Annotated in this window: 15 protein-coding genes; 9 read left to right on the plus strand and 6 right to left on the minus strand. The window is 72.5% G+C overall.

Annotated features, from left to right (window positions below; all coding sequences use genetic code 11):
* Positions 1-22: 22 nt before the first annotated feature.
* On the minus strand, positions 23-373 hold the full coding sequence (locus tag DEI93_RS04365) for a tryptophan synthase subunit alpha (protein WP_111037288.1): 351 nt from the start codon (positions 371-373) through the stop codon (positions 23-25).
* Positions 374-470: 97 nt separating this feature from the next.
* Here DEI93_RS04365 and DEI93_RS04370 point away from each other — a divergent pair, with 97 nt between their 5' ends.
* Positions 471-989 carry an 8-oxo-dGTP diphosphatase gene (locus DEI93_RS04370; protein WP_181434915.1) on the plus strand — a complete coding sequence of 173 codons (519 nt, stop codon included), beginning with the start codon at positions 471-473 and terminating at the stop codon, positions 987-989.
* Here DEI93_RS04370 and DEI93_RS04375 read toward each other — a convergent pair.
* On the minus strand, positions 955-2262 hold the full coding sequence (locus DEI93_RS04375) for an ABC transporter permease (protein ID WP_146244486.1): 1308 nt from the start codon (positions 2260-2262) through the stop codon (positions 955-957). The two genes, DEI93_RS04370 and DEI93_RS04375, sit on opposite strands and share 35 nt — an antisense overlap.
* A 234-nt stretch (positions 2263-2496) precedes the next feature.
* The gene (locus DEI93_RS04380) at positions 2497-4185 is read right to left on the minus strand and encodes a cation:proton antiporter (protein WP_111120684.1); all 1689 of its coding nucleotides are present in this window, start codon (positions 4183-4185) and stop codon (positions 2497-2499) included.
* A 177-nt stretch (positions 4186-4362) separates the two neighbouring features.
* Here DEI93_RS04380 and DEI93_RS04385 point away from each other — a divergent pair, with 177 nt between their 5' ends.
* Together DEI93_RS04385 and DEI93_RS04390 are read left to right on the plus strand one after the other, a co-directional pair.
* Entirely contained in the window at positions 4363-5619 is a 1257-nt protein-coding gene (locus DEI93_RS04385; protein ID WP_111011075.1) for an inorganic phosphate transporter, read from the plus strand.
* Positions 5616-5831, plus strand: coding sequence for a hypothetical protein (locus DEI93_RS04390; protein ID WP_111011076.1), 216 nt, complete (start codon positions 5616-5618; stop codon positions 5829-5831). Before DEI93_RS04385 ends, DEI93_RS04390 begins: the two co-directional genes overlap by 4 nt.
* Before the next feature lie 57 nt (positions 5832-5888).
* Here the strand turns inward: DEI93_RS04390 and DEI93_RS04395 are convergent, their stop codons facing one another.
* On the minus strand, positions 5889-6983 hold the full coding sequence (locus DEI93_RS04395) for a YihY/virulence factor BrkB family protein (protein WP_146244097.1): 1095 nt from the start codon (positions 6981-6983) through the stop codon (positions 5889-5891).
* Between the two features lie 10 nt (positions 6984-6993).
* On the minus strand, positions 6994-8442 hold the full coding sequence (locus DEI93_RS04400) for an MFS transporter (RefSeq protein WP_284158612.1): 1449 nt from the start codon (positions 8440-8442) through the stop codon (positions 6994-6996).
* A gap of 33 nt (positions 8443-8475) precedes the next feature.
* Here DEI93_RS04400 and DEI93_RS04405 point away from each other — a divergent pair, with 33 nt between their 5' ends.
* The 3 genes from DEI93_RS04405 (at position 8476) to DEI93_RS04415 (ending at position 12083) form a co-directional block, all read left to right on the plus strand.
* Entirely contained in the window at positions 8476-8847 is a 372-nt protein-coding gene (locus DEI93_RS04405; protein ID WP_111011087.1) for an FKBP-type peptidyl-prolyl cis-trans isomerase, read from the plus strand.
* Positions 8847-9683: an aldo/keto reductase gene (locus DEI93_RS04410; protein WP_111011088.1), complete on the plus strand. Its 837-nt coding sequence runs from the start codon at positions 8847-8849 to the stop codon at positions 9681-9683. Before DEI93_RS04405 ends, DEI93_RS04410 begins: the two co-directional genes overlap by 1 nt.
* A gap of 108 nt (positions 9684-9791) precedes the next feature.
* Positions 9792-12083 carry a HelD family protein gene (locus DEI93_RS04415; protein ID WP_111120424.1) on the plus strand — a complete coding sequence of 764 codons (2292 nt, stop codon included), beginning with the start codon at positions 9792-9794 and terminating at the stop codon, positions 12081-12083.
* Between the two features lie 12 nt (positions 12084-12095).
* On the opposite strand, the gene DEI93_RS04420 is transcribed toward DEI93_RS04415, so the two are convergent.
* Positions 12096-13196, minus strand: a complete 1101-nt coding sequence (locus tag DEI93_RS04420; protein ID WP_181436111.1) for a glycoside hydrolase family 6 protein — start codon at positions 13194-13196, stop codon at positions 12096-12098.
* Between the two features lie 161 nt (positions 13197-13357).
* On the opposite strand from DEI93_RS04420, the gene DEI93_RS04425 reads away from it, so the two are divergent.
* The 3 genes from DEI93_RS04425 (at position 13358) to rpsO (ending at position 15240) form a co-directional block, all read left to right on the plus strand.
* The gene (locus tag DEI93_RS04425) at positions 13358-13798 is read left to right on the plus strand and encodes a VanZ family protein (RefSeq protein ID WP_111011091.1); all 441 of its coding nucleotides are present in this window, start codon (positions 13358-13360) and stop codon (positions 13796-13798) included.
* A 157-nt stretch (positions 13799-13955) separates the two neighbouring features.
* Entirely contained in the window at positions 13956-14783 is an 828-nt protein-coding gene (locus tag DEI93_RS04430) for a nuclease-related domain-containing protein (protein WP_111120423.1), read from the plus strand.
* Between the two features lie 187 nt (positions 14784-14970).
* Positions 14971-15240 (plus strand): 30S ribosomal protein S15, encoded by a 270-nt coding sequence (rpsO, locus tag DEI93_RS04435; RefSeq protein WP_111011093.1) that lies wholly within the window; start codon positions 14971-14973, stop codon positions 15238-15240.
* The last annotated feature ends 89 nt before the right edge of the window (positions 15241-15329 follow it).

Here is a 15329-nt window from a genome sequence, read left to right on the forward strand (position 1 = left end):
TCCGCGGATGCGCCGGACCGGGTCAGCGGCCCTCGGGGATCGCGCCCATGAGCTTCCAGACCGCGCTCGACAGCTCCGGGTGCGCGAGCGCGATGCGCCGGAGGCGGTGGTACTCCTCGCCGTGCGCCGTACCCGACCCCGACGACGGGTGCTGGGTGCGTCCGCCGGCACGGTGCTCGATGCGGGAGTCGACCTCGATGGCCTCGGCGCGGAGGATCAGCACGACCTGCTCGTCGACCGTCGGGATCAGGTGCATGAACTCCCACGGGTCGTCACCCTGGCGACAGCGGTGTTCGACGATGACGGCGATCTCCTCCGCCGCCTCGGCACGGAGCACCTCGAGGCTCCGCCCCGCGTTCCGGGACTCAGCCACGGTGTGCCCGTACCTGCGCTGCCATGGAGCGAGCCTACGCCACGCCTTCGGGGACATCGACGCCGCGCTCCCCGGCGTGCTCGGGCAGACTCGGAGCGTGCCGCACGTCGCGTCGAAGGACCAGCACCCGCGGGTGTGTGTCGTCTACCTGCTCCGATCCGGGCCCGCCGGGGTCGAGGTCCTGCTCGGACGGAAGCGGCGGGGGCTCGGGGTCGGACGGCTCGTCGGCCCCGGCGGCAAGCTCGAGCCCGGCGAGGACGCCCGCTCGGCCGCGGTGCGTGAGGTCGCGGAGGAGGTCGGGCTCGAGGTCCGTGCCGAGGACCTCGAGCCGCGGGGGACGCTCGACTACCGCTTCCCGTTCCGGCCGTCGTGGAGTCAGGTCTCGGACGTGTTCGTCGCCGAGCGGTGGGACGGCGAGCCGCGCGGTGGCGACGAGCTCGAACCGGGCTGGGTCCCCGTCGACGCCGTGCCCTACGACGCCATGTGGGACGACGCCCGCTACTGGCTGCCGGGGGTCCTGCGCGGTGGGAGCGTCCGTGCGCGGTTCACCTTCGGCGAGGACTGTGCCACCGTGTCCGGGTTCACCGGGTCCGGCGTCCGTGCGGCGGTCGACTGATCGCGACGGCGCCGGTGCGGGGTGCGGCGGTGCCCTCGAGGCCCTCGAGCCCGCCCGTGAAGACGTCACCCGTCATCCGGGCGTCCTGGAACCCCGCGTCGTGGTGGTCGTCACCGTCGCCTCGGCCGGGGCGGATGGTGCTCAGCGTGCCCGTCTCGGTCGACTGGAGTCCGTGCCGCGCGAGTTCCTCGTCGCGCTGCTGGCCCAGGAAATCGCGGTTCGCGGTCTGCGCGTCCCCGAACATCGTCGTGCGACCGGTGACGATCATCCGGATGCGGCGGTGCTCCCACCACATCTTGCCGACGACCATGAGCACGATCCCGGCCGCGGCGTAGGAGGCCATCGTGACCAGCCCGCGCTCGTACGAGGGTCCGACCCCGTACACCGTGTGCTTGATCATCTCGACCATGCTCGAGCCCACCACGACGTGGTTCAGCCAGGCGAACGGCTCCGGCATGAACCACTTCGGGTAGGCGCCACCCGACGACGGCATCGACAGGAAGACGAAACAGATCATGGCGGGTGCGGCGATGAACCGCCCGGCGAAGTAGCTCAGGCCGTTCACGGTCAGTCCGATGGCGACGATCCAGCCCCAGGCGATGAGCACGAGCGCGGCGAAGTGTCCGTGGATGGCGCCGACGACCGGGCCGGCCAGGGTGTTCGTGATGAGGGAGATGACGATCCCGCCCACCACGATGACCGCGACGCGCGTGCGGTGGCGCAGCGGGCCGCCCATGATGCCGATGAACATCGCCACCATGTACCCGCCGATGCACCACGCGAGCATGACGTACATGGCGACGGTGCCGTACTCGTCCCAGCGTGGCAACGGGGCGAGTTCGGTGATCGTCGGTGCCGGACCCCCACCGGCCGTGATCACCGACGACAGGGTCGCGGGGACGAGGCTCGCCACCTGGAACTGGTGCGCGCTCGCCTTGAACACCGTGTTCGACGACGGGTCGTAGGCGACCGCCATGAGTCCGCTCACCACGTCGTGCTTCGCGCGGGTGAGCGAGTCGACCGTGTGGAACACGTACTCGCCGGGCAGGGCCTTGTGCACGGCCGCGACGAGTGCCGGGTCCGACCCGACCAGCGCGATCGGGACGTCGTGCGGATGGGGTGCGTGGAACGCCGCGATGTAGCACAGGCAGAACCCGACGATGAAGAACAGGGGCATCCAGAGCTGCAGGCCGATGAGTTGCAGCGAGGGGTGGAGGGTTCCGTACCAGCGGCGGTAGCGACTGATGCGCTGGGGCTCGGGCGCACGGGTCACGGTCCGTCCCCGCCCGGCGATGCGGGTACCCCGACGCGGCGACGATCCCCGGGTCGCCGGCCTCGTGGTGCGGGCCGTCGGTGTGCTGCGGTGCACTCCGGCACGGTCCGGGACGTCGTTGTTGCGCGGTGTGCTCACGCGGGCTGGGCCACCTCTCTGGGCTTCGGACGAAGGCTTCCAGGGTACGCCGCCGCCGCTTCGAGCCCACATGGCCGGGAGGTGCGGGCCGCGCGGTCAGGACCGGCTGCGGCCCGCCTGGGACGAGTCCATCGCGAGCTCCTCGGCGTCCAGGCTGATGAGGACGCGGCGCATGACCTCTTCGTCCAGGGCGCCGTGCTCGCGCTCGCGCAGCACGACCTCGCGCCGGCGGGCGAGGAGCTCGCGCCGGACCGCCTGGACCTCGGCGGCGGTGAGCCGGGACGGGGCCTCGCGGGCGTCGAGGCGCTCGTCCTCGGCGTCGTGCTGGAAGTCCTCGGCCTGCCGCTCCAAGCGCCGCCGCAGCCGGCCCACGGTCGCGTCCACGGCCTCCCGTCCGTACCGCTCCGCCCAGACGTCCTGCCGCTCGCGGATCAGGTCGATCGCCGCCTCGGTCGTGCGGTGGGACAACAGGAGCTCGGCCGCGGTGTCGCGCTCGTGCTCGCCCGGGTCGTGGACGTGCAGACGGCGGATGACGATCGGCAGGGTGAGCCCCTGCAGCAGGAGGGTCCCCACGGTGACGACGAACGCGATGAGGAAGATGGTGTCCTGCGCGGGGATGTGCGTCGGCGAGGACACGACGGCGACGGCGGCGGCCAGGGTGACCACGCCGCGCATCCCCGTCCACGAGATCACCGTGAGCTCCTGCCAGGTCATCCGTGGCTCGGCCGCGCCGCGGAGCCACCGGAGGCGCGGCCTGCCCCGGGTCGCGCGGACGACGAGCGGTCGGAGCCAGCGCCCGTTCAGGCGTCGCCGCCAGTACGACAGGAACACGAACGCGGGACGGACCAGCACGACGACGCCGAGCACCACGAAGGCCACCCCGACGCTCTCGAGCAGGCTGCGGTGGCTGGCGAGCGTCTCGCGCACGACCGTGTTGAGCTGCAGCCCGATGAGCGCGAACACGAAGCCCTCGAGGATGACGTCGGCGCTCGTCCACAGGGGGCGCTCCTGGAGACGGGTCTCGTAGCCCTCCTTCGGCGAGTTGTACCCGATGTACAGGCCGGCCGTGACGACCGCGATCACGCCCGAGCCGCCGAGTTCCTCGGCGAGGACGTAGGCCACGAACGGGAGCAGGATGCTCATGATGGTCGCGATCACCGGGTCGCCCAGCCGCATCCGGAGCCAGTGCACGAGCACGCCGAGGACCCCGCCGACCAGGAGTCCCACGACGATCGCCAGGGCGAAGATCCCGGCGTCCTCCCACAGGGTCAGCGACTCGCCCGCGATGATGAGCGTGAAGACGCGGACGAGGGTCAGGGACGCCGCGTCGTTGATGAGGCTCTCGCCCGACAGCACGGTCATCACGCGGCGGGGGAGCCCGAGCTTCCGGCCGATCGCCGCGGCCGACACGGCGTCGGGCGGGGCGACGATCGCGCCGACGAGGATCGCGGCGGGCAGGGTCATGTCCGGTACGAGCAGGTAGGCGACGGCGCCGACGACGATCGCGGTCACGATCACGAGCACGATCCCGAGCCGACGGATCTGCCGGAGCGACTGCCGGAAGCTCTGCCACGTCACGTCGAGCGCCGCGGAGTACAGCAGCGGCGGCAGCACCACGGTGAGGATGACGTCGGAGTCGATCTCGATGTGCGGCAGCCCGGGGACGAACGAGGCGGCGAGCGCGGCGGCGGTGACGAGGAGCGGCGCGGGCAGGCCCTTGGCGCGGGCCAACGCGGTGAGCGCGAGGGACACCACGAGGACCACGAGCAGTTCGGCGATGTCCATCGGGCGGGAGTCCTCTCGTCGTCGGCCTGTCCATCTTCTCAGAGAGCGCCTGGTGCGGGCTGGACGGGCCCTGAGCGCGACGACAGCGGACGAGGACGGCGGTGCTCGCCCACGGAGTGGACGGGGGATGGACATCAGGTTGCCCCGCGGTGCCCGGAACTGGGAGACTCGTCGGCGGTGGATCTCACACTCATAGTCGTCCTGGTCATCGCGTTGGCCCTCTTCTTCGACTTCACGAACGGTTTTCACGACACCGCCAACGCGATGGCGACCCCGATCGCGACCGGCGCGATGAAGCCGACGGTCGCGGTGTCCGTCGCGGCGGTGCTCAACCTCGTCGGGGCGTTCCTCAGCACCGAGGTGGCGACATCGATCTCGCACGGCCTCATCAACGAGGGGCCGGGTGGCGTCGCGATCACCCCGGCGATGATCTTCGCGGGGCTCATCGGTGCCGTGACCTGGAACATGATCACCTGGCTCCGCGGCCTGCCGTCCTCGTCCAGCCACGCGCTGTTCGGTGGCCTCATCGGCGCGGCGATCGTCGGCGCGGGCTTCGGCTCGGTGAACTACGCCTCGCTCCTCACGGTGGTGATCATCCCGGCCGTCCTCTCGCCGGTCATCGCATCGGTGGTCGCGTTCCTGGCGACCCGCATCGCCTACGCGGTCACGCGGCGCAAGGGCGCGCCGAACGAACGCGGCGGCTTCCGCATCGGTCAGATCTTCACCTCGTCCATGGTGTCGCTCGCCCACGGCACGAACGACGCCCAGAAGACCATGGGCGTCATCACGCTCACGCTCATCGCGGGCGGGTTCCAGCGCAGCGGGTCGGGCCCGGAACTCTGGGTGATCGTGGCCTGCGCCATGGCGATCGCGCTCGGCACGTACACGGGCGGTTGGCGCATCATCCGGACGCTCGGCAGCGGGCTCACGGACATCCGCGCGACGCAGGGCTTCGCCGCCGAGGCCTCGACCGCCGCGACGATCCTCGCGTCGAGCCACGTGGGCTTCGCCCTGTCGACGACGCAGGTGTCGTCGGGATCGATCATCGGTGCGGGGCTCGGTCGCCGCGGGTCGAAGATCCAGTGGTCGACGGCGGGCAAGATCGTCATCGCGTGGTTCATCACGTTGCCCGCCTCGGCAGCCGTGGGCGCGGTCGCGTCGGCGATCGCCCGCATCGGCACGGCCGGGCTCGTCGTCGACGCCGTGCTCGGGGCCGTGATCATCGCCGGGCTGTTCCTGTGGTCGCGGCGGAACCCGGTCGAGCAGGCCGCGGCGATCGAGGTCGACGTCGCCGCGAACTCGGTCCTCACGCGCAAGCAGCGCCGCGACCTGCAGCGCCGGAAGCGTGCTGAGGAGGTCGCGGCCCGCCGGGTGGCGTTGAGCCGCGAGAAGACCCTGCGCCGGATGGCCGCACGGAGAGGAGGCCGTCGATGATCGACTGGGGAGGCTTCTTGCTCGTCGTGCTCGTCGCGCTGATCTCCGCGTGCTTCGTCACCTCGGTGTACGGGCTCGGACTCCGTCTGTGGGTCACCGGGCGCGACGGCCGCGCGCGGTCGGCGCGCGCGGCGGCGGTGCTGTGCTTCGCGGTCTGCGCGGCCACGGTGCTGTACGGGGTGTACCTGATCGTCCCGCAGTTCCACCAGTAGCCCCGTCGGCCCGGTCACGAGACCGACGGGGCGGGCGCGGGTCGGGCCTCCCGGCCGTCAGTCCGTCGGCAGCGGCCGCTCGTCGGCGCGCACGCGGACCTGGTTCGCGAGGTCGCGCAGACGCTGTTCCTCGCGTTCGGTCTCGGGATCGGGCTCGGGCAGCTCCGCGGCGGCCAGGCGCACCTGCCGCGCGGTCGCGACGTCGTGGTCGTGCCACCGGGCCAGCGCGAAGTTGCGGCGCACGTCGCGGAGGGGGAGGCGGATCGTGGCGTCCGCCTCGACGCCGGCGAACAGCTGCCGCATCCGGATGATCTCCGAGTCGAGCTCGCCCCCGACCACGAGCACGAAGTTCGAGATGTAGAGGTAGACGAGCAGCAGGATCGCGCCACCGAGCCAGCCGTACGCGTGGTTGATGGACCCGATCGTCTTGACGTACACGACGAACCCGAGGGTCGCGAGGGCCCAGGTGCCGATCGCGAACCCGGCTCCGGCCGAGACCCACCGCAGGTGTGGTGCCCGGACGTTCGGCGTCGCGTAGTACAGCACCCCGACCATGACGACGAGGGTCGCGAGGAGGACGGGCCACTTGCCGACGTCCCACAGGCCCTCGAGCCAGGCCGGCCACCCCATGCGGTGCACGACCGTGGCGACCGCCGTCGGAGTGCCGAGCAGGATCGTGATCGCCACGGCGCCCCCGACCATGATGAGCATCGTGACGAGCAGCATCATGCTGCGGAACTTCCAGATCCGTCGCCCCTCCTCGACCTCGTAGGCCGTGTTCATCGCGCGCCCGAACGCGGTCGCGTACCCGGACAGCGACCACAGGGTCAGGAGGAGGCCGATGGCCAACGCGAGCTCCGGGCTGTCGAGCGCGGTGAGCTGCCGGAGCGGCGTCTCGAGGTGTCGCGCGGTCTCCGGGCGGATGATGGCGCCGAGGATCTGGATGATGTCGGTGATCGTGTCACCGGAGCGGTCGAGGATCGACACGGCCGACACGACGGTCAGGGCCGTGGGGAACGCCGTCAGCGTGGCGAAGAAGGTGAGCGAGGCAGCGGCGTCGACGACCCGGTGCCGGATGACCTGGTGGGTCGTCCGCCGGACGACCGCCCGGAACCCGGTGCGCTTGAGGGCACGCGAGTCGGCGTCCTGCATGCCGCCCACGCTAGCCGTCCGCGGGGCGGAGGGCGTCGTACCGCCGGAACGAGGGAACGAGGCGCAGCAGGAGCGCCACGAGTCCGATGATCACGACGCCGCCGACGATCGGCGGGACCGCGATGCCGACGGCCACGACGAGGCCCGCGTACAGGTCGCCGATCCGGGGACCGCCGGTCACCACGACGACGAAGATGCCCTGCAGTCGGCCGCGCATGCCGTCCGGTGCGGCGGCCTGGAGGATCGTCCCGCGGAACACGCTGCTCACGTTGTCCGCACCACCGGACACCAGGAGCGCCGCGGACGCGAGCACGAGCGCCGGCAGGATCCCGATGCCGAACCCGACGTGGGCGCGGCCGCCGAGCGCGTGGGCGGCCGCGATCACGATGCCGAACACGGCGATCGAGGCCCCGTAGACCGTGATCGCCCAACCCACCGCCTCACCCTGGCGTCGGACGTGTCCGAGCGGGCCGGAGAACACGCTCGACACGAGTGCCCCCACGGCGTACGCGGCCGTGAGCACGCCGACCGTGATCGAGCCGCCACCGATGACGAGCGCCCCGATCGCGGGGAACAGGACGCGGGGTTGGCCGAACGTCATCGCGATGATGTCGAGCACGAACGTCATCGTGATCGTCGGGGAGCGCCGGAGGAACCGCGCGCCCTCGACGAGCGACCCGAGCCCCGGGCGCTGTGCGTCGTGCTCCGGCGCCATGCGCGGCAGCGTGATGACCCCCGTGAACGCGAAGCTGAAGAGGACGACGTCGATCGTGTAGGTGGGCGCGTACCCGACGGCGGCCACGAGCACGCCGGCGACGGCGGGCCCCACCGTGACCGCGAATCCCGTCCCGATGCCGCTGAGCGCTCCGGCGGCCGGCAGCAGGTCGGTGCCGATGAGCCGCGGGATGATCGCGGAGCGGGAGGCCCCGATCACCGTCCCGGCGACCGCGTTCACCGTCGCGAGCACGTACAGCAGCGCCACGTTCTCGAGGCCGAGCCAGGCGTGCGTGGCGATGAGGGCGGTGGACACCCAGGCGAGGACCGCGCTCGCGAGGGCGACGGCGCGGCGGTCGAACGCGTCGGCGAGCATGCCGCCGTACAGCCCGGCCGCGATCATCGGCACGAGCGAGATGACCCCGACGAGCGAGACCGCGAACGTCGACCGGGTGATGTCGTACACCTCGAGGCCGACGGCGACGGTCGTCATCTGGGTCCCGATGCCGGCGACCGAGCTCCCGACCCAGAGGCGGGCGAACGCGGGGGACCGGCGCAGCGGCGTGAGGTCGGCGAGGAGCGACCGGTGCCGGGTCGGCTCGGTGTCGACGGACGCGGGAGGGGTCGGAGTGGTGGGGGTCTGATCGTGGGGGAGGCGGGGCCGTCGTCGGCCGGATGTGGAGTCACGGTGGGACCATTCTGCCGTCCCCCGCACCCGGACGCGCCCGGTGGGACCGGCCGTCATGCGGGCGTCACCCTCGTCGTGTTGGATGGCGACATGACTGACCTCAACAGCAAGCCCGAGTTCGACGCCCCGGAGGGCCCCGCCCCGACCGAGCTCGTCATCACCGACATCGTCGAGGGCGACGGCGCGGAGGCCCAGCCCGGATCGACCGTCAAGGTGCACTACGCGGGCGTCGAGTACGACTCCGGCGAGGAGTTCGACAGCTCCTGGAACCGGGGCGAGCCGATCGACTTCCCGCTCGCGGCGCTCGTCCGCGGCTGGCAAGAGGGCATCCCCGGCATGAAGGTCGGCGGCCGTCGCAAGCTCGTCGTGCCGCCGGATCTCGCCTACGGGCCGGCCGGTGGCGGGCACTTCCTGTCCGGCAAGACCCTGATCTTCGTCATCGACCTCCTCGGCGTGCGCTGATGCCGACCGCGGTCCCCACCGTCGAGCTCAACGACGGCACCGCCTTCCCGCGCCTCGGGCTCGGGACGTACGGGCTGAACGGCGACGAGGGCGTGGCGGCGGTCCGTGCCGGCATCGACGCGGGCTACCGGCTCCTCGACACGGCGCTCAACTACGGCAACGAGGACGCCGTGGGCCGTGCCGTACGCGAGTGCGGTCTCCCGCGTGAGGACCTCGTCGTCACCTCGAAGCTGCCCGGGCGACACCACGGGTACGACGAGGCGCACCGATCGATCGAGGAGACCCTCGGCAACCTCGGGTTGGACTCGGTCGACCTGTACCTCATCCACTGGCCGAACCCGTCCGTCGACAAATTCGTCGACACCTGGAAGGCCTTCGTCGACCTCCGGGACAGCGGCGTCGTCCGCTCCATCGGCGTCTCGAACTTCACCGAGGAGCACCTGCAGCGCATCGTCGACGCGACCGGTGTGGCCCCCGCGGTCAACCAGGTCGAGCTGCACCCGTACTTCCCCCAGGGCGCCCTCCGCGCGGTGCACGAGCGCCTCGGGATCGTGACCGAGAGCTGGAGCCCGCTCGCCAAGCAGAGCGAGCTCCTGACCGAACGCGTCGTCACGGACGCCGCGGCGGTGCACGGGGTCACCCCGGGGCAGGTCGTGCTGCGGTGGCACGTGCAGCTCGGTGCCGTGCCGGTGCCGAAGTCGGGCGACCCCGGACGGCAGCGCGAGAACATCGACGTGTTCGCGTTCGAGCTCACCGACGACGAGATGACGGCGATCTCCGGGCTCGAGCGTGGCCGGCTCTGGGGCGGCGACCCCGACTCGCACGAGGAGATGTGAGCCCGCGACGGGGCCGGTCGGACCGGCCCCGTCGTACCTCCACGCCGACACCTCCCACCACGGCGCGCGCGGGGCTACACTTGTCACCCCCGTCCCGAAGGGTGTTGCGTGACCGAGGAGTCAGAAGTCGACCGCGAACGTCAGTACGTCGACGGCCTGTTCGCACGGCTCGACGAGTTGTCCGCGGACGCCGCCCGGCGGCTGGCCGAGACCCGTCGTGAGTCCGTCGGTGGGAACCACCAGAGCCGCAGCGAACGCGACGCCTTCGCCCGCCTCTACGAGGACACCCTCACGACGCTCGAGCGCGTCGGGGACCGGCTCGTGTTCGGCCGCCTCGAGGTCGCGGACCCGGAGCAGGACGAGAGCGCCTTCCGCTACATCGGCCGCGTCGGGCTCCGCGACGCCGAGCACCGGCCGCTGCTGCTCGACTGGCGCGTCCCCGGCGCCAGCGCGTTCTACCAGGCGACGGCGGCCCACCCGATGGGCATGCGCGCGCGTCGGCACCTGACGCTGGCCGGTCGCGAGGTCGTCGGCGTCGAGGACGAGGTGTTCGACGCGACGCTCTACGACAGCGAGCGCACCCACCTGCAGGGTGAGGGCGCGCTGCTGGCCGCCGTGAGCGCGGACCGCACGGGCCGGATGACCGACATCGTCGCGACGATCCAGGGCGAGCAGGATCGCATCATCCGGTCCGCCATCGAGGGCGTCCTCGTCGTGCAGGGTGGCCCCGGCACCGGCAAGACCGCCGTCGCACTCCACCGGGCGGCCTACCTGCTGTACTCGCACCGCGAGCGTCTCCGCGGCTCCGGCGTGCTCGTCGTCGGTCCGTCGCCGGCGTTCCTGACGTACATCGAGCAGGTCCTCCCGTCGCTCGGCGAGACGGGCGTCGTCATGGCGTCCCTCGGGTCCCTGTACCCGGGCGTCGACACCGATCGGCACGACGGCGCGCGGGCCGCCGCGGTCAAGGGGTCGGCCGAGATGGCCGACCTGCTCCGCCGCGCGGTGCGGTCGCGGCAGATCGTGCCGACCGAGACCGTCACGGTCGACATCGAGGGCGAGCGTCTCGTGGTCCCGCCGTCGCTCATCGCCGCGGCGATGCGGAAGGCCCAGGAGCGGGGCAAGCCGCACAACGTCGCGCGGGTGACCTTCAACAAGGCGGCACTCGATGCCCTCACCGGTCTGCTCGCCGAGCAGCTGCGCGAGCGCGGGACCACGGTGGACGAGGCCGACGAGAAGGTCCTCCGCGAGGACGTCCGTTCGTCGTACGACGTGCGGGTGCTGCTGAACGGCGCGTGGATGCCGCTCCCGGCCGAGAAGTTCGTCGAGGACCTCTACGCGCGCCCGAACTGGCTCGCCTCGCTGACCCCGCACTGGTCCGCTGACCGGCGGGCGTTGCTCCGACGCTCGCGCGGTGCCGGGTTCACGGTCGAGGACGTCCCGCTGCTCGACGAGGCCGCCGAGCTCCTCGGCCCGTTCGACCCCTCGGGCGGTGGCGCCCGGCGGCAGGCGAAGGCGGCCCGACAGCGCGACGTCGAGAACGCCCGCATCGCGATCGAGAACATGGGCGTCGAGGGCATCGTGACGGCGGAGCAGGTCGCGGGGTCCTTCGCCGAGGGCGGTGACCCGCGCACCATCGCGGAGCGTGCAGCGGAGGACCGCGAGTGGACCTACGGCCACATCGTGGTGGACGAGGCCCAGGAGCTCTCGCCGATGCAGTGGCGGGTGCTCGCGCGGCGGAACCCGTTGCGGTCCTTCACGATCGTCGGGGACATGGCGCAGGGGTCCTCGCCCGCCGCCGCGCGGAGCTGGGACGACGTGCTCGGTGCCCTCGCCCGCCGTCGTCGAGGCCGGGCTCCCCGCGTGCCGCTCGACCACCGGATCGAGTACCTCACCGTCAACTACCGCACGCCGCGGCAGATCGTCGAAGCCGCCGGTCGGTTCGCTGAGGACGCCGGGCTCGCGGTCACCGCCACCCGTGCCGTCCGTGACGGTGATCCGGTCGAGCACGTCGCGGTGTCCCGCGCCGGCCTCGTCGACGCGGTCGTCGAGCAGGTCCGGGCCGAGCGGCGTCGGATCGGCACGGGCACCATGGGCGTCATCGCGCCCGACGACGCGATCGCGGTGATCCGCGAGCGGCTGGCGGCGACCACGGACGACCTCCGTTCACTCGAGGCGCCACGGCCCGGCGCGGTCACCGTCCTCACCGGTGCCGAGGCCAAGGGGCTCGAGTTCGACGGCGTGGTGCTCGTCGACCCGGACGGCGTCGGCGCCGACGCTGCCCGCGCGGCCGCCGCCGTGTACGTCGCCATGACGCGGCCGACCCGGCGGCTCGTCGTGCTCGACGTCATCGCGACCGACGAGGACGCCGGTGCGGCGGAGGCGGGGGACGTCGCGGCCTGATCTCGCCGGCGGTCAGCCCCGTTTCCGGTGCTCCACGAGGTCGAGCGCGTACTGCTGCCACCACTGCCCCGCGGCCGGTCCACCGTTGCACGTGCCGTCGCTCAGCCCGGGGGTCTTCACCCAGAGCAGGGCGTCGAGTCGGGTGGAGCCGGCGGTGACGTGCGGGGTCTGCCCGAGCCCGGCCCCCGGCGGGTTGCACCAGGTGCCGAGCCACCCCCGGCCGTTGCGGGACACGTCGATGACGAAGTGCGGGTCGCCCCCGATGCGGTCCGCGAGCCGGTCGGCGTACGCGCGCTCCTGGTCGACGCGGTAGAAGTTCGACACGTTCGTCGAGAAGCCCTGGGCCTCGTCGACACCGGCCTCGCGGAGACGCCGCGCCATGGTGTCCACGGGAACGCGGTCCTCGTTGCCGCCGTCGAGGTACACCGTGAGCCCGGCGTCGACGAGGGTGTGCACGGCCTGCCGGATCACCGGGATGCGACTCGTCCCGATGCGGGGGCAGTTCGAGATCTGGGCGAGGGAGTCCGGTTCGACGAGCACGACGGCGTGCGATCCCCGCATGGCGTCGGCCACGTGCCGCACCCAGGGGCCGTAGGCGGCCGTGCCGAGGCCGCCCTTCGAGTACCCGCCGCAGTCGCGGTCCGGCACGGCGTAGAGCACGAACGTCGGGGTCGCCTGGTGCGTCTGCGCGCTCTCGAGCACCGCGCGGACCGTGCGCACGGTGTCGGCGTTCGACCCCGCGCCCGTGAGCCACGTGGCGATCGGCTGGTCCGCGATCACCGAGAGCGCGTTCGCCGTCGCGACGTCGCCGCGGGTGCGAGCGGCGGACTCGGACCGGGCGGGGTGGTTCACGCTCGTGGGCTGCACGGCGAGTCCGCCGGGGAAGGCCTCAGCCGCGGTCCTGCGGGTCGCGATGACGCGCGTCGGCGTGGGGGTGGCATCGGGGGTCGACATGGAGCCTCCGTTCCGGTCGGCGTGGGGCAGGACGACCGTCAACGCGAGCACGAGCAGCAGCGCCAGCCCCACGGCGACCGCGCCGAGGACGGCCCACTGGCGGCGCCCCGACCGGTGGTGGCCGGCCGGCGGGCGGGGGTCAGGCCGCTCCGTGGGCATGGCGGTCCTCCTCGTCCTCACGGGTCGGTCGGACCAGCCTCGCATCACCGGCCCCGCGGCGGCCACTCGCCGGTCCGCTGTGTGCGATCTGCCAGGCGCGGCGCGGTCGGTGTCCAGCCAGGGCACAGGGGTGCGGCAGGCTGCTGCCCCAGACTGTGCGGATGTTCCGGAGACTGCTGCTGCTCGTCGTCACCGCCGGTTACGCCTGGGTGGTGTGGCGGATGACGCTGACACCCCAGCTGTTCTCCCGCTCCGGCAGTGATGCGGTCGCCCTCGTCCTCCGGCTGGCCCAGCAGCACGCGGCGACGGCGTGGGTCACCTACGACCGCGCGGAGTTCATGGCGAACATCGCGATGTTCGTCCCGGTCGGTGCGATCGCGGCGATGTGGCTGCCCCGGCGGGCGTGGTTCCTCGCGGGCATGCTCGCCGTCGGACTCTCGGTGGGCATCGAGTGGACGCAGCACGTCGCCCTGCCGGGCCGCGTCGCCGATCCGCGCGACGTCCTCTCGAACGGGCTCGGGGGGTTCCTCGGCGCCACGCTCATCGGGTTGGCCCGGTCGGCGGTGCCCGAACGCCGCCGCCGGCGCCCGCGCATGGTCTGACGGCCGCGCGTCGCGCGACCGGTCGACCCCGGTCCTCCCGTCCGTCCCCTGGTCCGGCCGTCCGGGGGGCACCCCTTCTGGAGCTGGCACCGGCCTGCCCGGGTCCGACACCCTGGGTGGTGGGCCGTGCAGGACGGCCCGACAGGAGGACCACCGCGTGCCCACCCACGACGTCCCGGGGGCGGTACGACTCGACGACCTCACGGACCGGGTCCCCGGGCAGACGCTCATGGCGGCCTGCCTCGCCGAGCAGGCGGCCGCGCCACCGCGAGGCCGTCTCGCACGCGTCGTCGGCGCGCGCGTGCTCACCGACGCGGCGCGGTCCTGGTACGTCGGCGTGGTGGGGGAGCGCGTGACCGCGCGGCTCCTCGAGGGGCTCGGACCGGAGCACGTCGTACTGCACTCCATCCCGGTGACGGACTCGGGCACGGACATCGACCACCTCGTCGTCGGACCCATGGGTGTCGTCACGGTGCACACGAAGCACCACCGCGATGCTCGCGTGTGGGTCGGCGGCGACACCGTGCTCGTCGCGGGTCAGCGCCGGCCGTACGTGCACGCGGCACGGAGCGATCGGACGCGCGTGCTGCGTGCCCTGGCGGCGCTCACGCTCCCCGTCGCACCGGTGACGAGTCTCGTCGCGGTGGTGCACGCCGCCCGGGTGCAGGTCCGACGCGCGCCGGAGGACGTCCGCGTCGTCGACGCCCGTCACCTCGTCCGGACGCTCCGCCGGCTCCCGACGGTCCTCGGTCAGGACGCGGTGTGGGCGCTCGCCGGGGCCGTGACCTCCACCGAGACGTGGGGCGTGCGGCCCGAGGGTGAGCCCGCCGACGTCGTGGCACGGTTCGCAGCGCTCGGACGGGAGGTGCGGGTCGCCCGCGCTGCGCGTCTCGCGTGGGCGGGTGCCGAGTGTGCGGGCGTCGCGGCCGGCCTCGTCGCGGTCGTCGCGGCCGTCCCCGGCCTCGTCGGGGCACTGTTCAGCTGACTCCGGGGCACGGACGGGGCTCGTCGGGGTCGTCCGGCAACGGGCCGGGGCCGGACGGGGCCCGTCGGGGTCGTCCGGCGACGGGCCGGTGGGGTATCATCGTGAGGTTGCCGTCGAACGGCCGCGGACACAGAGCGCCCACACATCCGGTGTGGTGCACCGCGCAGCAACAGGAAGGGGATCACCCATGGCACTCGAATCGAACGTCAAGAAGGCGATCATCGAAGAGTACGCGACCCACCCGGGCGACACGGGATCCCCCGAGGTCCAGGTGGCCGTGCTCACGCAGCGCATCAAGGACCTCACCGAGCACCTCAAGGAGCACAAGCACGACCACCACTCGCGTCGTGGTCTGCTGCTCCTCGTCGGGCAGCGTCGTCGTCTCCTCGGCTACCTCGCCGACGTCGACATCAACCGCTACCGCTCGCTCATCGAGCGCCTCGGCCTGCGTCGCTAGTCACTGCTCTGTCGGTCACTGCGGTCGACGATCGAAGTGCCTCCGCCAGGCGGGGGATCCGGTCTTGACCGAACGCCCCGTCCCTCCCA

Source organism: Curtobacterium sp. MCBD17_035, assembly GCF_003234815.2.
Taxonomy (GTDB): domain Bacteria; phylum Actinomycetota; class Actinomycetes; order Actinomycetales; family Microbacteriaceae; genus Curtobacterium.

What these genes read in the sequence shown, in the direction of transcription:
- DEI93_RS04400 (WP_284158612.1), bottom strand. Translation starts at nt 8,442, where the DNA reads ATGACGGCCGGTCCCACCGGGCGCGTCCGGGTGCGGGGGACGGCAGAA.
- DEI93_RS04395 (WP_146244097.1), bottom strand. Translation starts at nt 6,983, where the DNA reads ATGCAGGACGCCGACTCGCGTGCCCTCAAGCGCACCGGGTTCCGGGCG.
- DEI93_RS04380 (WP_111120684.1), bottom strand. Translation starts at nt 4,185, where the DNA reads ATGGACATCGCCGAACTGCTCGTGGTCCTCGTGGTGTCCCTCGCGCTC.
- DEI93_RS04405 (WP_111011087.1), top strand. Translation starts at nt 8,476, where the DNA reads ATGACTGACCTCAACAGCAAGCCCGAGTTCGACGCCCCGGAGGGCCCC.
- DEI93_RS04420 (WP_181436111.1), bottom strand. Translation starts at nt 13,196, where the DNA reads ATGCCCACGGAGCGGCCTGACCCCCGCCCGCCGGCCGGCCACCACCGG.
- DEI93_RS04425 (WP_111011091.1), top strand. Translation starts at nt 13,358, where the DNA reads ATGTTCCGGAGACTGCTGCTGCTCGTCGTCACCGCCGGTTACGCCTGG.
- DEI93_RS04410 (WP_111011088.1), top strand. Translation starts at nt 8,847, where the DNA reads ATGCCGACCGCGGTCCCCACCGTCGAGCTCAACGACGGCACCGCCTTC.
- DEI93_RS04390 (WP_111011076.1), top strand. Translation starts at nt 5,616, where the DNA reads ATGATCGACTGGGGAGGCTTCTTGCTCGTCGTGCTCGTCGCGCTGATC.
- rpsO (WP_111011093.1), top strand. Translation starts at nt 14,971, where the DNA reads ATGGCACTCGAATCGAACGTCAAGAAGGCGATCATCGAAGAGTACGCG.